This is a genomic window from Muricoccus radiodurans, assembly GCF_050154705.1.
In the GTDB taxonomy this organism is placed as follows: domain Bacteria; phylum Pseudomonadota; class Alphaproteobacteria; order Acetobacterales; family Acetobacteraceae; genus Roseomonas; species Roseomonas radiodurans.
The window spans coordinates 2,966,154-2,985,937 of record NZ_CP189561.1 but is presented as its reverse complement, the minus strand read 5'-3'; the positions used below and the strand labels follow the sequence as shown (position 1 = coordinate 2,985,937).

The 19,784-nt window shown below is 73.1% G+C and carries 19 protein-coding genes; 10 read left to right on the top strand and 9 right to left on the bottom strand.

Features of this window, described 5'->3' with window-relative positions; genetic code table 11:
* Positions 1-2 precede the first annotated feature (2 nt).
* Together ACP6CK_RS14440 and ACP6CK_RS14435 are read right to left on the bottom strand one after the other, a co-directional pair.
* Positions 3-1,595: an ABC transporter substrate-binding protein gene (locus tag ACP6CK_RS14440; protein ID WP_426959759.1), complete on the bottom strand. Its 1,593-nt coding sequence runs from the start codon at positions 1,593-1,595 to the stop codon at positions 3-5.
* Between the two features lie 15 nt (positions 1,596-1,610).
* The gene (locus ACP6CK_RS14435) at positions 1,611-5,471 is read right to left on the bottom strand and encodes a hydantoinase B/oxoprolinase family protein (RefSeq protein ID WP_426959758.1); all 3,861 of its coding nucleotides are present in this window, start codon (positions 5,469-5,471) and stop codon (positions 1,611-1,613) included.
* A 300-nt stretch (positions 5,472-5,771) separates the two neighbouring features.
* Here ACP6CK_RS14435 and ACP6CK_RS14430 point away from each other — a divergent pair, with 300 nt between their 5' ends.
* From ACP6CK_RS14430 to ACP6CK_RS14420, 3 genes are all read left to right on the top strand, one after another.
* Positions 5,772-6,392, top strand: a complete 621-nt coding sequence (locus ACP6CK_RS14430; RefSeq protein ID WP_426959757.1) for a hypothetical protein — start codon at positions 5,772-5,774, stop codon at positions 6,390-6,392.
* Between the two features lie 72 nt (positions 6,393-6,464).
* Positions 6,465-7,436, top strand: coding sequence for a tripartite tricarboxylate transporter substrate binding protein (locus tag ACP6CK_RS14425; protein ID WP_426959755.1), 972 nt, complete (start codon positions 6,465-6,467; stop codon positions 7,434-7,436).
* A 5-nt stretch (positions 7,437-7,441) separates the two neighbouring features.
* Positions 7,442-8,398, top strand: coding sequence for an ABC transporter substrate-binding protein (locus ACP6CK_RS14420; protein ID WP_426959754.1), 957 nt, complete (start codon positions 7,442-7,444; stop codon positions 8,396-8,398).
* A gap of 16 nt (positions 8,399-8,414) precedes the next feature.
* On the opposite strand, the gene ACP6CK_RS14415 is transcribed toward ACP6CK_RS14420, so the two are convergent.
* Positions 8,415-8,741: a hypothetical protein gene (locus ACP6CK_RS14415; RefSeq protein ID WP_426959753.1), complete on the bottom strand. Its 327-nt coding sequence runs from the start codon at positions 8,739-8,741 to the stop codon at positions 8,415-8,417.
* 150 nt (positions 8,742-8,891) lie between these two features.
* Here ACP6CK_RS14415 and ACP6CK_RS14410 point away from each other — a divergent pair, with 150 nt between their 5' ends.
* Positions 8,892-9,125 carry a hypothetical protein gene (locus ACP6CK_RS14410; RefSeq protein ID WP_426959752.1) on the top strand — a complete coding sequence of 78 codons (234 nt, stop codon included), beginning with the start codon at positions 8,892-8,894 and terminating at the stop codon, positions 9,123-9,125.
* Between the two features lie 10 nt (positions 9,126-9,135).
* On the opposite strand, the gene ACP6CK_RS14405 is transcribed toward ACP6CK_RS14410, so the two are convergent.
* On the bottom strand, positions 9,136-9,666 hold the full coding sequence (locus ACP6CK_RS14405; RefSeq protein ID WP_426959750.1) for a gamma carbonic anhydrase family protein: 531 nt from the start codon (positions 9,664-9,666) through the stop codon (positions 9,136-9,138).
* An 80-nt stretch (positions 9,667-9,746) separates the two neighbouring features.
* Positions 9,747-11,000, bottom strand: a complete 1,254-nt coding sequence (locus ACP6CK_RS14400) for an aminotransferase class III-fold pyridoxal phosphate-dependent enzyme (protein ID WP_426959749.1) — start codon at positions 10,998-11,000, stop codon at positions 9,747-9,749.
* Positions 11,001-11,085: 85 nt separating this feature from the next.
* On the opposite strand from ACP6CK_RS14400, the gene ACP6CK_RS14395 reads away from it, so the two are divergent.
* From ACP6CK_RS14395 to ACP6CK_RS14385, 3 genes are all read left to right on the top strand, one after another.
* Positions 11,086-12,594 (top strand): ABC transporter substrate-binding protein, encoded by a 1,509-nt coding sequence (locus ACP6CK_RS14395; protein WP_426959747.1) that lies wholly within the window; start codon positions 11,086-11,088, stop codon positions 12,592-12,594.
* A 42-nt stretch (positions 12,595-12,636) separates the two neighbouring features.
* Entirely contained in the window at positions 12,637-12,849 is a 213-nt protein-coding gene (locus ACP6CK_RS14390; protein ID WP_426959746.1) for a hypothetical protein, read from the top strand.
* A 72-nt stretch (positions 12,850-12,921) separates the two neighbouring features.
* On the top strand, positions 12,922-13,170 hold the full coding sequence (locus tag ACP6CK_RS14385; RefSeq protein ID WP_426959745.1) for a hypothetical protein: 249 nt from the start codon (positions 12,922-12,924) through the stop codon (positions 13,168-13,170).
* Between the two features lie 61 nt (positions 13,171-13,231).
* On the opposite strand, the gene ACP6CK_RS14380 is transcribed toward ACP6CK_RS14385, so the two are convergent.
* From ACP6CK_RS14380 to ACP6CK_RS14370, 3 genes are all read right to left on the bottom strand, one after another.
* Positions 13,232-13,783: a hypothetical protein gene (locus tag ACP6CK_RS14380; protein ID WP_426959744.1), complete on the bottom strand. Its 552-nt coding sequence runs from the start codon at positions 13,781-13,783 to the stop codon at positions 13,232-13,234.
* Between the two features lie 237 nt (positions 13,784-14,020).
* Entirely contained in the window at positions 14,021-14,206 is a 186-nt protein-coding gene (locus ACP6CK_RS14375; protein ID WP_426959743.1) for a DUF3606 domain-containing protein, read from the bottom strand.
* Between the two features lie 101 nt (positions 14,207-14,307).
* Positions 14,308-14,463: a hypothetical protein gene (locus ACP6CK_RS14370; protein ID WP_426959742.1), complete on the bottom strand. Its 156-nt coding sequence runs from the start codon at positions 14,461-14,463 to the stop codon at positions 14,308-14,310.
* A 237-nt stretch (positions 14,464-14,700) separates the two neighbouring features.
* On the opposite strand from ACP6CK_RS14370, the gene ACP6CK_RS14365 reads away from it, so the two are divergent.
* Together ACP6CK_RS14365 and ACP6CK_RS14360 are read left to right on the top strand one after the other, a co-directional pair.
* The gene (locus ACP6CK_RS14365; RefSeq protein ID WP_426959741.1) at positions 14,701-16,212 is read left to right on the top strand and encodes an FAD-binding oxidoreductase; all 1,512 of its coding nucleotides are present in this window, start codon (positions 14,701-14,703) and stop codon (positions 16,210-16,212) included.
* 14 nt (positions 16,213-16,226) lie between these two features.
* A complete protein-coding gene (locus ACP6CK_RS14360; RefSeq protein ID WP_426959740.1) occupies positions 16,227-17,195 on the top strand; it encodes a Bug family tripartite tricarboxylate transporter substrate binding protein in 969 nt (322 codons plus the stop codon).
* Between the two features lie 43 nt (positions 17,196-17,238).
* Here ACP6CK_RS14360 and ACP6CK_RS14355 read toward each other — a convergent pair whose 3' ends face one another.
* A complete protein-coding gene (locus ACP6CK_RS14355; protein ID WP_426959739.1) occupies positions 17,239-18,117 on the bottom strand; it encodes an alpha/beta fold hydrolase in 879 nt (292 codons plus the stop codon).
* Positions 18,118-18,362: 245 nt separating this feature from the next.
* On the opposite strand from ACP6CK_RS14355, the gene ACP6CK_RS14350 reads away from it, so the two are divergent.
* Positions 18,363-19,775 (top strand): PLP-dependent aminotransferase family protein, encoded by a 1,413-nt coding sequence (locus ACP6CK_RS14350; RefSeq protein ID WP_426959737.1) that lies wholly within the window; start codon positions 18,363-18,365, stop codon positions 19,773-19,775.
* Positions 19,776-19,784 lie beyond the last annotated feature (9 nt).

Genomic DNA, 19,784 nt, shown 5'->3' with positions numbered 1-19,784 from the left:
CGTCAGCCGGCCTCCACCCACATCGGGTGCAGGTCCACCTCGCCGGTCAGGCGCAGGGGGCAATAGGCGAAGCCGCGAACATAGTCCCGCATCAGCCAGCGCCGGTTGGCGAGCATCCCGAAGATCTCGGGCTGCAACTCCACCACCCGCTTCTGCAGGTCGCCGTACAGGCCGTTGCGCTTCGCCTCATCCGTCTCCACGCGAGCGGCATCCACCAGCCGGTCCACCTCCGCGTCGTTCAGGTGGTGCATGCCCCAGTACTGGCCCTGCGCCCGCGTATGGTACTTGCTGGCGATGACGTCGGGGTCCGTGCAAACCGGCGTGACATAGACCGAGACCAAGTCGGGCGTCGTCTCCGGCTTCGCGCCACGGGCGACCATGGTGGGCCAGGGCTGGGCCACGATGTTCACCTTGATGTTCAGCGCCTGGAGCGAGTTCAGCAGCACCAGCCCGATGCGCCGCGGGTCCTCCAGCCCCTGGACATGGACATACTCCACCTCGAACCCGCCATTCGGGAAGCGGCTCTGCGCCAGGAAGGCGCGCGCCTTGTCCAGGTCCCGCCGCGGCATGCCCGGTACGGGGATGTAGCCCGGGATCGCCTCCGGGAAGGGACTGGTCATCAGGGAGGCGGCGTTGTTGTGGATCTGCAGCAGCGCGTCGTAGTCCATCGCGTGCGCGATGGCGCGGCGGATGTTGAGGTCGGCTGTCGGCCCCTTCGTCGTGTTCATGGTGATGGCGAAGGTGGTCATGCCGCGGTGATCCGCCGGCTGCATCCCGCGCATCCCCTTCATCTGCTCGAAGTCGTCGGCGGGTATCTCAGTGATGATGTCCGCCTCGCCACGCTGGAGCAGGGCACGGCGCGCGGCGGGCTCGCGCACGACACGGTAGATGACCCCGGACAGCCGGCTGCGCTCCGGCATCGGCCAGCCTTTCCAGTAATCGGCCACCGCGTCCATGTGGATCACCGCCTGCGGGTCGAAGCGGCGCAGCCTGAAGGGCCCGGAGCCCGCGGCGTTGGTGGTCAGCCAGCGCTCCCCGTAATCGTCGTTCTGGACGTTGGCCTGCACCTGCTTCGGGTTCACGATGAACCAGAGCGGCAGGAAGGTCAGGAAGCTCGGCATGGGGCGGGACAGGGTGAAGCGCACGGTGCGCGGGTCCACCACCGTGATCGCCTCCGGCGGCAGCACTTCCTTCAGCATCCAGGCCACGCCCTTGTTCAGCCGCAGCCCGCGCTCGAAGGAGTAGCGCACGGCCTCGGCGTCCAGCGGGTCGCCGTTGTGGAAGCGGGCATTGCCGACGAGGTGGAAGGTCCAGACCTTCTGATCCGCGTCCGCCTCCCAGCGCTCGGCCAGCCAGGGCACGATGTTGGGCGGGTCATTCACGTACTTGACCAGCGCGTCGTAGACGGATTGCTGGATCATCCGCGTGGACCAGTCGTAGCGCACATGCGGGTCCAGCACCGGCACGGGCTGGCCACCGGCGACCACGAGGATCTTCCGCTGGCCGTCGCGCTCGAAGGCCGCCGCCTCCCCCATGCCGATGCCGGCCAGGCCGGTCGCCAGGGCCGCGCGGCGGCCGATCCGAAGCTGCGTCATCGCTCGATCCCCCCTCTATTCCGCTGCCTGTCCCGGGCCGCGCCGGCGGCTCGGGTCCTCTTCCGGCGTGCCGTCCGGGCGCAGCGTCACGCCGTGGTCGCGCGAGGCCGCCTCCGGGCTGATCCGCTCATCCGCCAGGTCGTCCATCACGTCGGACAGGGCGCGCTCCGCCGGATCGCCGTAGCCGGCGCCGCCGCAGAGCACGACCTCCACCACCTCGTCCGGGTCGGTCAGCGTCACCAGTTCGCCCGTGCCGACGTCGTGCCTCACCTCGTCCATGGCGGCGCTCCGCACCGTCCCGCGCGCCTTGCCGCCCGGGGCGCCGCCGAACAGACCGGGCGTCGCGATCCGCACCCCCTCGGGATACAGCGCCGCAAGGGTGGGCCGCCCATCCCCCACCAGCTTGCGCAACCGCACCCGCTGCCCCATCCCGCCGCGCTGCCGCCCGGCGCCGCCGGTGTCGGTCAGGAAGGACTTCTCCTCCACCAGCACGGGCACGCGCTGCTCCAGCAGCTCGATCGAGGTGTTGGCGGCCGAGGTCGGCCAGAGCAGCCCCGACTTGCCGTCCCCGTGGGATGAGGCGCCCTGCCCGCCGCCCATGAAGAGATGGTCGGAATAGAGCCGATCCTCCGAATCCCGCCCGTAGATCGAGACGGAGACCGGCAGCCCGGTCGGCGCCTGCACCGCGTCGGGCGCGGCCTTCGAGAGGGCGCGGAAGATATTCGGCGCGATATACCAGCCCGTGCGGGTCCGCAGGTTCACCGCCGCCGGCTTGGCGGGGTTCAGGATCGACCCCTCCGGCGCCTTCACCGAGAAGGGCCGGTAGCACCCGGCATTCCCCCGCACGCCGGGGGAGAGCATGCACTTCAACGGATAGGTGGCGTGCGCCGCCGTGTAGTTCAGGGTGGAGTTCAGCCCACCCCGCGGCTGCTGCGGCGGCGCGCCGGCGAAGTCCAGTTCCAGAGAATCCCCGGACACGGTGATCTTCAGCGGATAGGTCAGCACCTCACCCAGCGGGTTGTTGCTGACGCTGGACTCATAGACCCCGTCCGGGATGGCGCGGATGGCGTCGCGCATCGCCGCCTCCGCCCGGCCCTGCACCACCGCGGCGAGCGCCCGCAGGTCGTGCATCCCGTACTCCGCCATGAAGGCGACCAGCCGCTCCGCCCCCAGCGCGTTCGCCGCGATGAAGGAGTGGATGTCGCCCAGCACCTGGTCGGGGTTGCGGACATTCTCGCGGATGAGGGCGAAGAGGTCCTCGTTCAGCACCCCCGCCCGCGCCATCTTCATGGGCGGGATCTGGATGCCCTCCTCGAACAGCTCCCGCGCGCGCAGGCTGTCCTTCGTGCCGCCGATGTCGGAGACATGGCCGACGCAGGCCACCAGCCCGACCAGCCGCTTGTCCCGGAAGACCGGCGTGACGACCGCGATGTCGAACAGATGCCCGGCGCAGAGCCAGGGATCGTTCGTGGTCAGCACGTCGCCTTCCTGCAGCGTCTCCGGCGGGAAGCGCTCCAGCAGCGCCTTCACCGCCAGCTGCACCGTCAGGTTGAAGACCGGCATGGCGCGGGGCGAGTGCGCCAGCGTCTCGCCCTGCGGGTCGAGGATGTCGCAGGCGAAGTCCTGCGCCTCAGAAATAATAAGGGAGAAGGCGGTGCGGCAGACCGTCAGCCACATCTCGTCCACCACGGTGACGAGGCGGCTCCACATGATCTCCAGCGCGATCGGGTCGGACTCGATTCGCGCCACCGCCTGATCCAGCGGCATGTCCGTCGTCACCACCGCTTCCGGGATGGCGGCGCCCGCGACGTGGATGCGCAGGTTGCCCGCGTCATCCGCCGTCAGCACGTCGCCCGGCGGGACGATGGTCGTGGCCTCCCGCTCCTCCACGATGGCGGGGCCGGGCACGCGGTCCCCGGCGCGCAGGGCGTAGCGGTCCCAGACCGTCGCCTCTTCCCAGCCATTCCCGAACCAGGCGCGGCGCGTGCCCTTCCTCTTCGACCCGAGCGCCGCCGCATCCGCCTGCCGTAACGACAAGGTCGGCTCCGGCCCCACCACGCGGACGCGGAAGGAGATCGCCTCGATCGTCGCGCCCGGCGGCAGCGCCGTGTAGCGGGCGGCATAGACGCCCTCGAAGGCCGCGCGAACGGCATCCAGGCTGCCCGGGCCAATGGGGCCGGGTGGCAGCGGCACGCCGATCTCGTGCACCTGTCCCACCAGCCGCATGTCGGCGAAGCGCTCGGTCGTCGCCTTCTCCCGCGGCACGCCGGCCTCGGCCAGCCGTGCGAGGCCGTCGGCCTCCAGGTCGTCCAGCACGCCGTTCACCGTCGCCGCGTCGAAGCCGGGGGCGAGGATGATGGGAAGGCTCCGCACCCCCTCGAAGGACAGCGGCGCCACGAGGAACCCGAGCGCCGAGGCCGCGCCGGAGGCCGGCGGGATGATCACCTCCGCCACGCCCAGCGCCTTCGCGACCATCGCCGCATAGGCTGGTCCCGCCCCGCCGAAGCCCACCATGGCGTAGCGTCGGGGGTCCTTGCCCTTCTCCACCAGATGGACCCGGGCGGCCGCGGCCATGCTCTCCGTCACCACCTTGGCGATGCCCCAGGCCGCTTCCACCGGCGACAGGCCAAGCGGCGCGCCGACGGTGGCCACCGCCCGCTCCGCCGCCGCCGCGTCCAGCGTCATCCGCCCGCCGAGGAAGAAGCCCGGATCGTACCAGCCGAGCGTGAGGTTCGCGTCCGTCACCGTCGGCTGCGTACCGCCGCGCCCGTAGCAGGCCGGGCCGGGATCGGCGCCGGCGGAGTGCGGGCCCACCCGCAGCAGCCCCACCTCGTCGATCGCCGCGATGGAGCCGCCGCCGGCCCCGATCTCGATCATATCGATGACCGGCGCCTTGATCGGCAGGCCGCTGCCCTTCTTGAAGCGGTGCACGCGCCCCGCCTCCATCATCGGCGCGATCTCCACGCGCCCGTCCTCGATCAGGCAGGCCTTCGCCGTGGTGCCGCCCATGTCGAAGGAGATGACGTCCTTGTGCCCCGCGCGCCCGCCGAAGAGCGCGGTCGCCAGCCCGCCACCGGCCGGCCCGGATTCCAGCAGCCGGATCGGGAAGGCCCGCGCCGCCGCCGGCGAGACGAGCCCGCCCGCCGAGTGCATCAGCCGCAGTGCGCCCCGGAAGCCCAGCGCCCACAATTCCCGCTCCAGCCGCGTGACGTAGCGGTCCATCAGCGGCTGCACATAGGCGTTGGCGCAAGTCGTGACCGTTCGTTGGTACTCCCACAGCTCCGCCACGACCTCGGAGGAGATGGAGACGGAGAGGCCCGGCGCGACGCGCCGCACGATCTCCGCCGCCCGGCGCTCATGGTCGGGATTGCGGTAGGAATGCAGGAAGGCGATCGCCACGGCCTGTGCCCCGGCGGCCTGGAGCGACCGCGCCGCGGCCTGCACCCCCGCCTCGTCCAGCGGCGTCACCACGCGCCCGTCGCGGTCCACCCGCTCCGCCACCTCCAGCCGGCGGCGGCGCGGCACCAGCGGCTCCGGGTACTGCAGGAACAGGTCGTAGATGTCGTAGCGCTGCTCCGTGCCCATTTCCAGCAGGTCGCGGAAGCCCCGCGTGGTGATCAGGCCGAGTGCTGCGCCCCGCCGCTCGATGATCGCGTTCGTCACCAGCGTGGTGCCGTGCAGGATCTCGCCCACCTCGGACAGGGCGATGCCGGCCGCGGCGGTGATCTCCCGCAGCCCCTCCAGCGCCCCGATGGAGGGGTCGGCGGGGGTGGTCAGTCCCTTGTGCAGCCGGATCTCGCCGGCCTCGTCATCGGCCAGGATGAAGTCGGTGAAGGTGCCGCCGATGTCGAAGCCGATGCGAACGCGACGAGTCATGCCGTCCGGGGTCCTTTCCGGTCGCGGCCCGGCCGGGGCGGCCGGGGGCGGGGCAGGCTAGGCCCGGTCGCGGCCGGCCGGAACCCCGTTCCGAGAGCGCGACCTCCGTCCCGCGCGGCGATCTGCCGCGAAATCGAGCAGGTGCCGGCGCAGCGCGGGCAGTCCGGCAACGCCGGACGACACAGACGCGACCTGTCACCCCGGTGACGGGAGGAGCCTGCGGCGCGCAGCTTACCCTCCTCGCCGTGGCCCCGCTGGTGCCCATCCCGGCGCCAGGGCCCCGAGAGAAGGAGGTGCCCCGTGTCCGGAAGCGCCGTGCCCGCCTGGTTCAACCGCCTGCCCGCCTATTCGCGCCGGCCCGGGACGAGGCTGGTGATCGTGGATAACCAGGTCCTGAGCTACCGCCTGCTGGATGGGCACCGGGACGCGGACTACGACGTTCTCTTCGGCGATCCGCGCGTGGTGCTGCAGATCGGGCGGATGGTGATCAAGGAGACCCTGCGCTCGGTCGGCATCGAGGACACCGGGATGGAGCAGGACCGAAGGGGCCGGCCCGTGCGGGTGGGACCCGTCATCCATCGTCCGGGCCTGCCGATCGCCCTGCACCGGCGGATGTGGGAGGAGCAGGCGCGATTGCAGGACCAGGGCAAGCTCGTTCTCGTCGGCGGCTTCGCGACCGAGCAGCAGCGCATCCTCCACGACCGCTTCACCGCGCTGATCGACGCCGGCTGCAACCGCAACATGGGGCCGAAGGACGCGCATGTGGTGGCGGAGGCACTGGTGCGCCGCATTCCCCTCTTCTGCCGAGACGACCGTGCGCGCCGCTCCTTCGCGGCGGGAGTGGAGCGTGGAGGAGCACTGGCCGCAGAGCTGCACGCGGCGAACCTCGCGGGCTTCGCCGCGACCATGTTCCTGCCCTGATTCAGCGGCCGGGCGGCTTGCCCCGGCCTGCGCACGCGGCCGATAGTTTCCCGAAATCACGGGGAACGATCCATGATCCGTCGCAGGCCGCTCCTGCTGGGCGTCGCCGCACCGCTGGCCGCGCCCGCCCTGGCCCAGACCGCGGACTGGCCGTCGCGGCCGCTGCGGATCATCGTGCCCTTCGGCGTCGGCGGCTCGGCCGACGTGGCCGCGCGCTTCCTGGCGGACCGCCTCTCCGCCGCGCCCGGCCCCGGCTGGGCCGCCGTGGTGGAGAACCGGCCCGGCGCCGGCGCCGTGATCGGCACCGACCTCGTCGCGAAATCCGCGCCGGACGGCCACACGCTGCTGCTGATGTCCAACACCCACACGGCGAACGAGACGCTGCTGCCGAACCGCCCCTACCGGCTGATGCGGGACCTCGCGCCCGTGGCCGCGATCAACGTCGCCTATCACGTGCTGGCGGTGCACCCTTCGCTCGGCGTCTCCTCCGTCGCGGAACTCGTCGCCGCCGCGAAGGCGCGGCCGGGCGCGATCGACTACGCCTCCTCCGGCCCCGGCACGCCCTATCATGTGGCGGGGGAGGTGTTCCGCGCCATGGCCGGACTCCAGCTCCAGCACATCCCCTTCCGCGGCTCCAACGAGGCGCGGACGGCCCTCATCGCCGGCCAGGTGCCGATGATGTTCGACGCCATCCCCACCATGACCCCCCACATCGAGGGCGGGCGCGTGCGCGGCCTCGCCACCACCGGCCCGCAGCGCTCCCCGCTGCTGCCCGCCCTGCCATCCGTCGCGGAGACCCTGCCGGGCTTCGAGGCGTCCATCTGGCTCGGCCTCATGGCCCCCGCCGGCACGCCGCCCGCCGTCGTGGAGCGTCTGAACGCCGCGGTGAACCGCATCCTCGAGCGCCCCGAAACCCGCGAGGCCCAGCTCCGCGCCGGTGCGGAAACCATGCCGATGACCCCCGCCGCCTTCGAGGCCTTCCTGACCGCCGACATCGCCCGCCAGGCCGAATGGATCCGCCTCGCCGGCATCCAGGCGGGCTGAGCACGGTGGAACTCACCCTCGCCTGCACCGTCTCGGACCGCACGCGGCCGATCCTGGATGGTCGCGTGACGATCCCCGGCGTGACGCTCCGCCCGGAGCCCGGGGAGCCGGAAGCGATCTTCCGCCGCGCGCTCCAGAAGCGCGACCTGCACGTGACGGAGCTGTCCATGGGCAGCCACATCACGACCACCGCGCGGGGCGACGCGCCCTATATCGGCGTGCCCGTCTTCCCCTCCCGCGCCTTCCGCCACTCCGCGGTCTACATCCGGACGGATCGCGGCATCACCGGCCCGGCCGACCTCGCGGGACGCGTGGTCGCGCTGCCCGAATACCAGCAGACCGCTGCCCTCTGGGTGCGCGGCATGCTGCGGGACCGATACGGCGTGGACACGCGCGGCATCGCCTGGCGCACCGGCGGGGAGCGGGTGGCGATCACCCTGCCACCCGGCCACGACGTCCGCCCGCTGGAGGGCATGACGCCCGAGGAGGCGATCGCATCAGGCGCGGCCGATGCCTTTGTCGGCCCGCGCCCGCCGCCCGCCTTCCTGGATGGCACGGCGCCGGTCGCCCGCCTCTGGCCCGACACGCGGGCGGAGGAGGAGCGCTACTTCTCCGCCACCCGCTTCTTTCCGATCATGCACTGCGTTGCCATCCGCCGGGACGTGGCGGAGGCCGAACCCTGGCTCCCGGCCGCCATCTTCCGCGCCTTCGCCGAGGCGCGGGCCATGGCGTTGGCGGAACTGTCCCTGGTGAACGTCCTCCGCGTTTCCCTGCCCTGGATCGCGGCGGAGGCGGCGCGGCAGACGGCGCTGATGGGCGGCGATCCCTGGCCCTACGGCTTCGCCCGCAACCGGGACGAGATCGCCGCCATGACCCGCTACGCCGCGGAGGACGGCCTCGCCGCCCGCGTCCTGGAACCCGAGGCGCTGTTCCATCCGGAGACGTTGGGACTGGCGCCCTGATCCGCCCCCGTCGGCCTTACCCCCCGTCCGCCTTACCCAGGTCCGGAGGGCCCGCGTCCAGCGGGGTGCTCCGGTGGGAGGCGCGGGAATGCGCGATGCGCTCCAGCATGCGCGTGGCGGAGCGGCCCGCGGCGCCCAGGACCGGCAGGTCGGGCGGAAGCCCTTCCACGTCCGAGGCCGCCTCCGCCCCGCGGGCCACGAAGACGAGAAGCGACGCAACCTCGTCCAGGTCGGGCTTCGGCAGGCGCGCCGCGATGGCGGCGACGGTCATCTCCAGGACATGGAGCCGCATGGCGAGATCCTCGCCGGAAAGATCGCCTTCCCCGGTCGCATCGTCGGACATGCTGGACGGTTTCCTCTTCGACAGGATCGTAGGAGCCGTTCCGGCAGCCGAGCATGGCGGGGCCGCGGCGAGAGCTCTGGCGAGGCCGGTCAACCCGCACCCGCGCCCGGGCGTTTCTACCCAGACGTTCAGGACGAGGTGTTTATGCCCGTGAAGCCTGACCCTCGGGGTCGGAGCGGCGATTCCGACCCCTTCGACCTCTGGATGCGGCACCGGTTGCACAAGGGGTTCGACGCGGTCACCGAGGAGCCAATTCCGGAGGACCTTCTCCGCCTGGCCTGTGACAGCCGGAACGAGTGGGACGCCCTCCGCAGCCGCTGGATGGCAAGGTCGCGGTCGCGGTCGCAGGACGCCCCGCCGGAGGCGCAGGCCGAGGCGTCCTGACCGCGCCCCGTCAGCTGATCCGCCGCATTCCCGTGGAGAAGCGCCGCCAGTTCCGCACGTAATTCGCGGCGGAGCTCTTCAGCCGGCCGGCCGTCTCCGCATCGAGCGTCCGCACCACCCGTGCGGGCGCGCCGACGATCAGGGAGAAGTCCGGGTATTCCTTCCCCTCGGCGACGAGCGCGTTGGCGCCGACGATGCAGTTCGCCCCGATCTTCGCCCGGTTCAGCACCGTCGCACCCATGCCGATGAGCGAATTGTCGCCCACCGTGCAGCCATGGAGGATGGCGTGGTGCCCGACCGTGACATCCTCGCCCACGGTCAGCGGCATCCCGGGGTCGGCGTGCAGCATCGCGCCCTCCTGGATGTTGGTGCGGGCGCCGACCGTGATCGGCTCGTTGTCGCCGCGCAACACGGCGCCGAACCAGATGCCGACCTCGTCGCCCAGGATGACGTGGCCGATCACATGCGCGTCCGGGGCCACCCAGAAGCGGTCCGCCGGGGGCAGGGTCGGTTCGCGGTCATCCAGGGCATAGATCGGCATCGGGCGTTTCTCTCCTCCGCGCGGCGGGCGCCGCGCCCCAGGCTGCACCGCGGGCGCGGGGACGGGAAGCCGGGGGCGCCTCAGCCCAGGCGCGCGACGGCGGCCAGCCCCGCATCGGCGGCCTCGAGGGCCACGTCGATATCGGCCTCCCCATGCGCGCAGGAGAGGAACATGTTGTGCCGGGGATGGAAGTAGGCCCCGTGCCGCAGCGCCTCCGCGCAGAAGGCCGTGCCCAGGCGGAAGTCGTCGTCCCCCGCGAACTGCACCAGCGGCAGGGCCGGCGGCCCGCTGTGACGGAGGGAGACGCCGTGCCGCGCCGACAGCGCGTCGAGCCCGGCCCGCAGCCGCTCCCCCATCGCCCGCATCCGGGCGGGGCCCTCCACCCGGCGCAGCTCCGTCAGCGTCGCGACCGCGGCGGCCATCGGGACGGCGGCGCACCAGAAGGAGCCGGTCGTGAAGATCCGCGTCCCGGCCTCCCGGAAGCGCTCCGCCCCTGTCACCGCCGCCAGCGCGTGCCCGTTCGCGATCGCCTTGCTGTAGGCCGCGAGGTCCGGCCGCACCCCCACCGTCTCCCAGGACCCGCCGAGGTTCAGCCGGAAGCCGGCGCGCACGTCGTCCAGGATCAGCGCCGCCCCCGTCTCGTCGCAGAGGCTCCGGGCCCGGCAGGCGAAGGCCGGGTCGGGCAGCTCCAGCGCCCGGCTCATGTCGTGGCGAAAGGCCGTGACGATGATCCCCGCCAGGTCGCCGCCGGCCCGGTCCACCGCCGCCTCCAGGCTGGCGACGTCGTTGTAGTCGAAGGGGATCAGGTGCGCCCGATCCTCCTCCGTGACGCCGGCGATGGAGGGGGAGCACCAGGGCACCGCCCCGTGATAGCTGCCGCGCGCCACCAGCAGCTTCCGCCGCCCGGTCCCCGCGCGGGCGAGGGTGACGCAGGTGGTGGTGGCGTCCGTGCCGTTCTTCGCCAGCAGGCACCAGTCCGCGTGTGGGATGGTGGCGACCAGCAGCTCGGCCAGTTCTACCAGCACGGGCGCCGGCCCGTTCATGCAATCGCCCAGCGCCGCCTGTCGGGATGCCGCTTCCTCCACCGCCGGGTGGTGGTGGCCGAGCACGACCGGCCCCCAGGAGCACATGAAATCCACCACCTCCCGCCCATCCGCGTCCCAGAGGCGGCACCCCTCGGCGCGGGCGAAGAACTGGGGGTAGCCCTCCGGCAGCCGGTCGGCATTCAGATGCCCCCACAGGCCGCCCGGGATGACCTGCCGGGCGCGGGCGCGGAGGGCGGCATCCGCCGATGCGGCGTGCGCCTGCGGCGGGGTGGCCAGGGCGTGTGACATGCGGGGATTCCGAGGCCTGCGCTTGAGTTGATATATCATATGGAAGCGGGCAGGCTTTGGCGAGTCCGCACCACCGGAGGTCCCCATGCGCCGCCTCGCCGCCCTCCTGCCCGCTCTCCTCGCCGCCTGGATCGGCACCGCGGCCGCCCAGACCACGCTGCGGATCGGCCTCGTCAGCGACCCGGACGTGCTGGACCCCACCCTCGCGCGCAGCCTCGCGGGGCGACAGGTCTTCGCGGCGATGTGCGACAAGCTCATCGACATCGACGCGGAGCTCCGCTTCGTCCCGCAGCTCGCCACCGCCTGGCGCTGGGAGGAGGAGGGTCGCGTCCTTGTCCTGACGCTGCGCCCCGGCGTCCGCTTCCACGACGGCGCGGAGATGGACGCGGGGGCCGTCGTCACCAGCCTGCGCCGCCACCTCGACACCCCCGGCTCCACCCGACGCGGGGAGATGGGGCCGGTGCGGGAGGTGACGGCGACCGGGCCGCTGGAGGTCCGCCTCCGGCTCGAACAGCCCTTCGCCCCGCTGCTCGCGGCGCTGTCGGACCGGGCGGGGATCATCGTCTCCCCCCGCGCGGCGTCCCGGCTGAACCAGGACTTCGCGCGGGAGCCGAGCTGCGCCGGCCCCTTCCGCCTCGTCCGCCGCGTCGCCCAGGACCGGATCGACCTGGAGCGCTTCCCGGACTACTGGGATGCCGGCCGCATCCACGTGGACCGCGTCTCCTACCGCATCATCACCGACAGCACGGTCATGGCCGCCAACCTCCGCGCCGGATCGCTGGAGATCGTGGAGCGCGTGGCGCCGACGGACCTCGGCGAGATGCGGGCCGACAACCGCGTGCGGATCATCGGCACGCCGAGCCTGAACAGCGTCTACATCGCCGTGAACGTCGCCAACGGCCCGCGCGCCGACAACCCGCTCGGCCGCGATCGCCGCGTGCGGGAGGCGCTGGAGCTCGCGATCGACCGCCAGGCCCTCGTGCAGGTCGCCTTCGACGGCCAGTACCTCCCGGGCAACCAGTCCGTCTCCCCGCGCAGCCCCAACTACGTCCGGTCCCTGCCGATCCCCGCCCGCAACCTCGACCGCGCCCGCGCCCTGCTGCGGGAGGCCGGCTTCCCCGGCCGCCTGCGCCTCCGCATGTCCGTCCCGAACACGAGCGAGTACACCCAGGCCGCCGAGGTGGTGCAGGCCATGGCCGCCGAGGCCGGCATCGACCTCGAGCTCCAGGTGATCGAGGTGGCGACGCTGCTCCGCCAATGGACCGCCGGGGACTTCGAGAGCCTCGTCATCGCCTGGTCCGGCCGCGTGGACCTGGACGGCAATCTCTGGGGCTTCAACGCCTGCAACGAGGCGCTGAACGGCGGCAAGTACTGCTCCCCCGAGGCCGACGCCGCGCTGCGGGAAGGCCGGACCAGCGTAGAGCCCGCGGCCCGCGCCGCCGCCTATGAGCGGGTGATGCGGGTGCTCCTGGCCGATCGCCCCTATATCTATCTCTGGCACTCGCAGGTGCTGCACGGGGCCGTCGCCCGCGCGGAGGGCGTGCGCGCCCTGCCGGACGGGCTGATCCGGGTGCAGGACGTGCGGCTGCGGTAGGGGACGCCGTCGGCGCCCGGAGGGGAGAGAGGAGGGCGCGGCTTGAGCGAGGGAGATCCGATGGCGAGCGCCATCGCCGCGGCGCAGGCCGCCATGAAGGCCGATGAGTCGATCCACGGCATGCCCCCCGGCACGCCCGGGCGGCGGGAGCGGATGAAGGAGATCATCCACGCCGCCGCCGCGACCTGGGGCGTCGAGCGGATGGAGCTGACCATGGCGCTCGCCAGTCTCTCGAGCCGGAACGGCGCGCACTAGGCGTCGCACCCCGCGAGGAAAATCTTAACGTGTTTCTGGCTTCATCGGCGCGGCCGGGAGGGCAGAGCACCGATGAAGGCGGAACGCGTCCGCGAAGACCGCGCGGAGAACCTCAGCACCGACGCCGGGCAGCCGGCGCCGAGGGGGCTTTATTCTCTGGGCGAGGTCGGGGAGATGATCCGCGTGGCCCTCCTGCACCCGCCGAGCGCCGGGGCGATCGGCCGGATGGAGCTGCTCTGGCGGTGGGATCACCTGACCGAGGAGAAGCGGAAGTCGCTCCTTCGCTTCGCGCGGCAGATGGGCGAGCCGGAGGAGGCGTAACCGCGCCCATCCCGCCACGCGAAGGCGGCATCCGCCCGGAGACGATGCCGCCCTGCGCTGGTCAGCGCGACCCGCCGCGCCGGACCGCGGAGGCGTCCTCGAACACGTCCTGCGTGCTGTGGCCGACCGGAGCGGCGGCGACGGCCGCGCCGAGGAAGGGGCTGACCGTCAGGGCGGCGTATCCGACGTTCCGCAGGCCGCGCTGCAACTCGTTGGCGAAGGCTGCCGTGCCCGCCGGGGTGCCGGAAAGGGCGCAGAACCGGAGCTTCCGCAGCCCGTTCGTCAGCCCGTCCTGGCGCAGCCGCGCGATCAGCTGCACCGCGGGAAGCGCCTCGGCCGCGCCGTCGCTGATGCTGCGCCCCTGCGCGTCGCAGTGGCAGACGAGGGTGAGGACCGTGCCGGGCTGCACCTCCGCAAGCGGCCGCGGCTTGGCGCCGTGTCGCAGCACGGGGTGGCGCGCCGGCAGCTTCCACGCGGCGGCGAAGGCCGCATAGTCGGGAACCCGGCCGAAGGGCGCGTAGACCACGTGGTGATCACCCCCGCCGCCCGCGGGCTCGCGGGTCCAGAGATGGGTGGACGGGGTGGCCGGAGTGTGGCGGGGCGGGATCTTCAACGCGATGCTCCTGTCGGCGGCCATGGACCTGGCCGGGCGACGGAGATGTCCCATCCGGACGGCCACGCCGCGAGAGGGCTCTGTGTCGCTCCTGTCGCGGGGCGCCAGCGGGTCCGTGCGATGGCATCGCCGAGGCTGCCCGCGCGTCCGGGCGCGGAGCGGATCGTCATCCCGAAAGGATCATCCTGCGCGCGCGGATCAGGCGCGCCGCACGTCGGCGGATGTCGGATCCGGGCCCTACGGCCAGGGCTTCTTCAGCCGGGCGGCGACATCCTTGGCCATGACGCCGACCGCCTCCACGGCGGCGGTCAGCACGGGCTCGCTCACGCCGAACTTCCTGGTCCAGTAGCGGACCTCGTGATCCTCGTGCAGGTTGATCCGCTCCCGGTCGCGCGGTCCGCGGTCCTTCGGGTCGTCTGCCAAGATGCGCTCCTCCGTTCGCCGGTGCTGTCGCCGGCTTCTCGCGGCCCCGCGGGTTCTCCCTGGCACCGCCCGGACAAGGTGGGGCGGATGCCACGCCCGGTCTAGGCGCCGGAGGGGGCCGGGCGACCGCGCATGTAGTGCCGCTCCGGACGGTAGCGGAGCCGACGCAGGGCGGCGGCCCACGCCGTCCGCCACCCGGACGGTAGAAGCCCGCGGGAGAGGGACAGCAGAACGTCCGCGAAGTGGGTCGTGCGCATCGTGGCGGCCCTCCTGCGGCCGCGCGGCACGGGGGCGTGCCGCAACGGAAGCCACCCTAGGCAAGCCCTGTCGCGTCAGGATGCCGGGCCTGTCGCATGGGTTTCGCGCGCGGCGGACCGCGTTGCATCCGGTCGAACTGCTTTTCCGCGGCGCGGCGCCATGCCGCCGGACCGGCGCCCGTCTGGACCGCCAGATGTCGTGGTGTAGCGTCCTGCCGAAGCTGGATGGGACGACGCATGAACCACGCGACGGAAGGCCTCTCGCCGTTTCTGGCCGCAGTCACCGGCCTGCTGGGCGAGGGCGGTGTGGACACCGCCGAGGCGGCGCTGGCGGAGTACGGCGCCCACAGCCTGCCGGTCCCGGACACGCGCCCGGCGGCGGTGCTCTTCCCCGGCTCCACCGCGGAGGTGCAGGCGATCGTCGGGCTCGCGAACCGGCATCGCGTGCCGCTCTTCCCGGTGAGCACGGGCTGGAACCTCGGCCTCGGCACCCGCGCGCCGATGGCGGCGGGGCAGGTCGTGCTGGACCTCGCGCGCCGGATGAACCGCATCCTCGAGATCAACGAGGTGCTGGGCTACGGCGTGGTGGAGCCCGGCGTCACCTTCGAGGCGCTGCACGCCGAGCTGCAACGGCGCGGCAGCACGCTGATGATGTCGCCGACCGCCGGGCCGCCGCTGGGCGGCCCGCTCGGCAACGCGCTGGACAAGGGCGGCGGCGCCGGCCCCATGGGCAGCCATTTCGACAATGTCTGCGGCATGGAGGTGGTGCTCGGCAACGGTGACGTCATCCGCACCGGCGACGGCGGGCTGGACGCGCCGGAGCACCCGAACTGGCACGTCACGAAGTACTCCTTCGGCCCCGCGCTGGACGGGCTCTTCACGCAGTCCAACCTCGGCATCGTCACGCGGATGGGGCTCTGGCTGGGGCAGCGCCCCGCCGCCATCCGCCCCTTCTTCTTCGCCTTCGACGCCGATGACGACCTGCCCGCGATCGTCGAGCTGATCCGCCCGTTGAAGGCCGCGGGCACCGTCGCCACGATGATCCGCGCGACGAGCGACCTCTACCTCATCGCCTCGCAGGAGGCGGGTCCGGGCGGCGGCGCCATGACGGAGGCGTCGCGGAAGGCCCTGCGGGCGTGCTACGGCGTGGGCGCCTGGACCGTCTCCGGCGCCCTCTATGGTGGCAGCGAGGCCGCGGTGGAGACGTCGCTCGCCCGCGTGCGCGCGCATTTCGCCGCCTCGGGCCGCGCCCGGGAGATCACGGCGGAGGCGGCGGAGGACATGCCGATCCTGCGCGCCGCGATCGAATCGAATTCGGGCCGCCCGGCCGGCGGCGAATTGCAGATGCTGCGCTGGCGTCCGGGCGGCGGCGCCATCTGGTTCACCCCCGGCGTGCCCATGCTGGGGGAGGTGGCCGGCGCCCTCTCGGCCGCGTGCCGCGCCGCCGCGGCGGCACAGGGTCTGGACTACATGGCCTCCTTCGTCTGCGGCCCACGCTTCGCGCGCGGCGTGCACGCCATCCTCTACGACCGCACGCGGCCGGAGGAGGCCGCGCGGGCCGACGCCCTCTACCGCGCGATGAACGAGGCGTTCCGCGCCCGCGGCATCTTCGTGGGGCGCGCGCCCACGGCGTACCAGGGCTATCACGCCGCCCAGCGGCTGCCCGCCGTCACCGACGCGCTGGCCGCGATCCGGCAGGCGCTGGACCCGAACGGGATCATCGCCCCGGGCCGCTACGGCCTCCCTTGAGAAGGACGCTCCCCATGGTCCGCATCGCCCGGCGCGCCCTGCTCGCCGCCCTTCCGGCCCTGTCCACCGGCGCCGCGGCGCAGACCGCCTGGCCCTCCGGCCCCGTGCGGCTGGTGGTGGGCTTCCCGCCGGGCGGCGGCAACGACCTGCTCGCGCGCATCCTGGCGGAGGCGCTGGCCGCCGCCTTCGGCCGGCCCTTCGTGGTCGAGAACCGCCCCGGCGCGAGCGGCGTGCTCGCGATCGAGGCCGTGCGCCGCGCCGCGCCCGACGGACAGACCCTGCTCGTCGGGCCGAGCAGCGGCATGACCGTCAACCCGCTCGTGCTCCCGAACGTCTCCTACGATCCCGTGCGGGACTTTGCGCCGATCTCCATCGTCGGCAACTTCCCGCTGCTGGTCGTGGTGAATCCGTCCAACCCGTCGCAGAACCTCGGCGCGCTGCTCGCCCAGGCGCGGGACCGGCCGGGCGAGCTCACCTATGCCTCCGCCGCCACCTCCTTCCAGATCGCCACCGAGATGCTCGCGGCGGAGGCCGATGTGCGGCTGACGCATGTGCCCTATCGCGGCAGCGCGCCCGCCGTGCAGGCCGTCCTCTCGAACGAGGTGACGATGACGCTGGGCGACGTCGCGGCGGTCCTGCCGCTGATCCAGTCCGGCGCCCTGCGGGCGCTGGCGATCAGCACGGATGCGCGCGACCCCGCGCTGCCCGATGTCCCGACCGTGGCGGAGTCCGGCTTGCCGAACTACCGCGTGGTGCTGTGGTCCGCCCTCTTCGCGCCGCCCGGCACGCCGCCGGCGATCACCGCGCGGCTGGGGGCGGAGATCGCGCGCATCGCCGCCACCCCGGCCTTCCGGGAGCGGCTGCGCCCGCTCGGCGTGCAGGCGGTGGGCAGCGACGCGGACACGCTGACGCGCACGATGCAGGCGGAGCTGGAGCGCTTCGGCGCCGTCGTCCGCCGCGCCGGCATCCGGATGGAACCGTAACGCCAGCACGGCGCGGCGCGGGACCGCGCCGCGCCCGGGCGAACTACGACCGGTGTGCCGAGAGGAAGCGGTCCAGCGTCTGCACGAATTCCGGCCGGGACGGGGCGGCGGAGTGGCCCGCCCCCTCGATCAACACGAGCTCCATGCGCGGGTTGAGTTGCTTCAGCGCCTGGAAGTCCGGAAGGTAGCTGTCGGCGCTGCCGACGATGCCGATGGTCGGCACGCTGATGGCCGCCATCTTCTCCGGCGGCACGACCAGCCGCAGGCCGCCCCGGCGCGACGCGGCCAGGGCCCGGTGGTCCTGCCCGGCCAGGGCCCGCGCGGATTGCTCGCGGATCTGCTCCTCGCTGGGCGGCGGCTGGTCGGTGGGCCAGAGCCGCAGGATCTGCGAGCGCTGCGACCCCTCATCCATCTCCCGCGCCTCGGCCTCCACGGCGGCGGACCGCTCGTCCGACCAGCGGAAGCGCCCGCAGGCGCCGCCGAAGGTGCAGGTCAGGAAGCGATCCGGGCTGTCCGTCACCAGCCAGGCGTTGAGGATCGCGCCGAGCGAGTAGCCGACCATGTGCGCCTTCCGCAGCCCCAGATGGTCGAGCAGCCGGGCCGCGTCCCGCGCCGCTTCCGGCCCGTACAGCGCGGGATCGTGCGGCTTCTCGCTCCGTCCGTGGCCGCGCCCGTCGAAGGCGATCACGCGATAGCGTTCGGCCAGCTTTGGCATCACGCCGGACGCGACCCACTGGCGCTCGATGCTGCTGGAGAAGCCGTGCACGAGGACGACGGGCTCGCCCTGCCCGGCCTCGACGTAGCGGAGGCGAACGCCGGCGGAATCGAAGAACCGGTCCTCCGCGGCCCGGCCCGCCGAGGGCTTCAGCGCGAGGAGGGCCGGAAGGGCGAGGCCGAGGCTGCGGCGGGACAGGCGATGCATGGGGTTTCCTCCGGCATGACGGGGCTGTTTTGCCCAGCGTGGCCGCGGTCAGGGCCGCGGCGGCGCCCCGGACCGGGTAAACCGTGCCCGGGACTGCACCACGATCCTAACCGCCCGTCGCGCCCGGCCGCGAGGGGGCGCGGTGCCCCACGCCCCGAACTGCCCCCGCTCCCCGCCCGCGGCTACGGTGGCGGGGAGGGGCCATCCCCTCCGATGCGCGCCTTCGAGATGGCAGGAGCGACCTCATGCCCCCTCCGGAACCGACGTCCAAGGTGAACCGCATGGTCGCCCGCCTCGCGGCCGCGGTGGAGGGCGGGTTGCTGCGCGCCGGCGCGCGCGTCGCATCCGTGCGCGCGGCGGCGCGCGACCACGGGCTGTCCAAGAACACGGTCGCGGAGGCCTATGACCGGCTGGTCGCCTCCGGGCATTTCGAGGCGCGCCGGGGCGCGGGCTACTTCGTCGTCAGCCACCCGCCCCGCCGCGCGGAGCCGCGGCGCGAGATGGCGGAGGCGCTCGGCCTCGTCTCCCTGCTGCGGGAGCAGACCGAGGAGCACTACGTCGTCCGCCCGGGAGAGGGCCGCCCGCCCCCCTCCTGGATGGAGGAGTCCGAACTCGCCCGCCACCTCGTCCAGGTCTCGCGCGCGCATCACGGCGGGGAGGCGCACGCCTATGGCAGCTCCCGCGGCTACCTGCCCCTCCGCGAGCGCATCGCCCTCTCGCTCCATGAGCGCTCCATCGGCTGCACGGCCGGGCAGGTCCTGCTGACGCAGGGCGCGAATCACGCGCTGGACCTCGTGATCCGCCACATGGTCGCGGCGGGCGATCCCGTCCTCGTGGACGATCCCGGCTACTACCCGCTCTTCGCGAAGCTGCGCCTGGCCGGTGCGGAGGTGATCGGCATCCGCCGCAACGCCGACGGCCCCGACCTCGGGGTGCTGGAGACGGTGCTCCGCCGGCGATCCCCGAAGGCCTTCTTCACCCAGTCCCTCGCCCACAACCCCACCGGCGGCACGCTCTCCGCCGCCGTGGCGCACGGGCTTCTCCAGGCGGCGGAGCGCCACGGCCTCCGGATCGTGGAGGACGACGCCTTCGCCGACATCCTGCCGCCCTCCAGCCCGCGCCTCGCCTCGCTCGACGGCCTCCGGCGCGTCCTCTACGTCGGCACCTTCTCGAAGACCCTCTCGGCCTCGCTGCGCGTCGGCTACGTCGCGGCGGAGGAGCCGATCGTCCGCGCGCTCGACGACCTGAAGCTGATCACGGTCGTCTCGACCTCGCAGTACACGGAACGCCTCGTCGCCGGTCTGATCGACGGCGGCCACTACCTCCGCCATCTCCGCCGCCTCCGCCGGCGCGTGGAGGCCGCGACCGCCCAGGCGGTGCGGGACCTCTCCGAGGCCGGCTGGCCCGTGGCCCCGCCGCCCGGCGGCGGCTTCTATCTCTGGGCAGGGCTGCCCGCCGGCGTGGAGGAGACGGCGCTCTGCCGCCGCGCGGCCGCGCGCGGCATCTTCCTCGCGCCCGGATCGGTGTTCCACGCGGGACGGGAGGGCGCGGCCGGCGCCCTCCGCATCAACATCGCCCATGCCAGCGACCCGCGCTTCCTCGCCCTGCTCCGGGAATCCGCGGTGGAGGCAGGGCGCGCCGGCCACGCGCCGGGGTGATCGGTCGGC

Excerpts from the sequence above, each read along its gene's own strand:
- ACP6CK_RS14350 (WP_426959737.1), top strand. The coding sequence starts at position 18,363 with ATGCCCCCTCCGGAACCGACGTCCAAGGTGAACCGCATGGTCGCCCGC.
- ACP6CK_RS14435 (WP_426959758.1), bottom strand. The coding sequence starts at position 5,471 with ATGACTCGTCGCGTTCGCATCGGCTTCGACATCGGCGGCACCTTCACC.
- ACP6CK_RS14415 (WP_426959753.1), bottom strand. The coding sequence starts at position 8,741 with ATGTCCGACGATGCGACCGGGGAAGGCGATCTTTCCGGCGAGGATCTC.
- ACP6CK_RS14365 (WP_426959741.1), top strand. The coding sequence starts at position 14,701 with ATGAACCACGCGACGGAAGGCCTCTCGCCGTTTCTGGCCGCAGTCACC.
- ACP6CK_RS14385 (WP_426959745.1), top strand. The coding sequence starts at position 12,922 with ATGAAGGCGGAACGCGTCCGCGAAGACCGCGCGGAGAACCTCAGCACC.
- ACP6CK_RS14405 (WP_426959750.1), bottom strand. The coding sequence starts at position 9,666 with ATGCCGATCTATGCCCTGGATGACCGCGAACCGACCCTGCCCCCGGCG.
- ACP6CK_RS14355 (WP_426959739.1), bottom strand. The coding sequence starts at position 18,117 with ATGCATCGCCTGTCCCGCCGCAGCCTCGGCCTCGCCCTTCCGGCCCTC.
- ACP6CK_RS14370 (WP_426959742.1), bottom strand. The coding sequence starts at position 14,463 with ATGCGCACGACCCACTTCGCGGACGTTCTGCTGTCCCTCTCCCGCGGG.
- ACP6CK_RS14395 (WP_426959747.1), top strand. The coding sequence starts at position 11,086 with ATGCGCCGCCTCGCCGCCCTCCTGCCCGCTCTCCTCGCCGCCTGGATC.
- ACP6CK_RS14360 (WP_426959740.1), top strand. The coding sequence starts at position 16,227 with ATGGTCCGCATCGCCCGGCGCGCCCTGCTCGCCGCCCTTCCGGCCCTG.
- ACP6CK_RS14400 (WP_426959749.1), bottom strand. The coding sequence starts at position 11,000 with ATGTCACACGCCCTGGCCACCCCGCCGCAGGCGCACGCCGCATCGGCG.
- ACP6CK_RS14425 (WP_426959755.1), top strand. The coding sequence starts at position 6,465 with ATGATCCGTCGCAGGCCGCTCCTGCTGGGCGTCGCCGCACCGCTGGCC.
- ACP6CK_RS14440 (WP_426959759.1), bottom strand. The coding sequence starts at position 1,595 with ATGACGCAGCTTCGGATCGGCCGCCGCGCGGCCCTGGCGACCGGCCTG.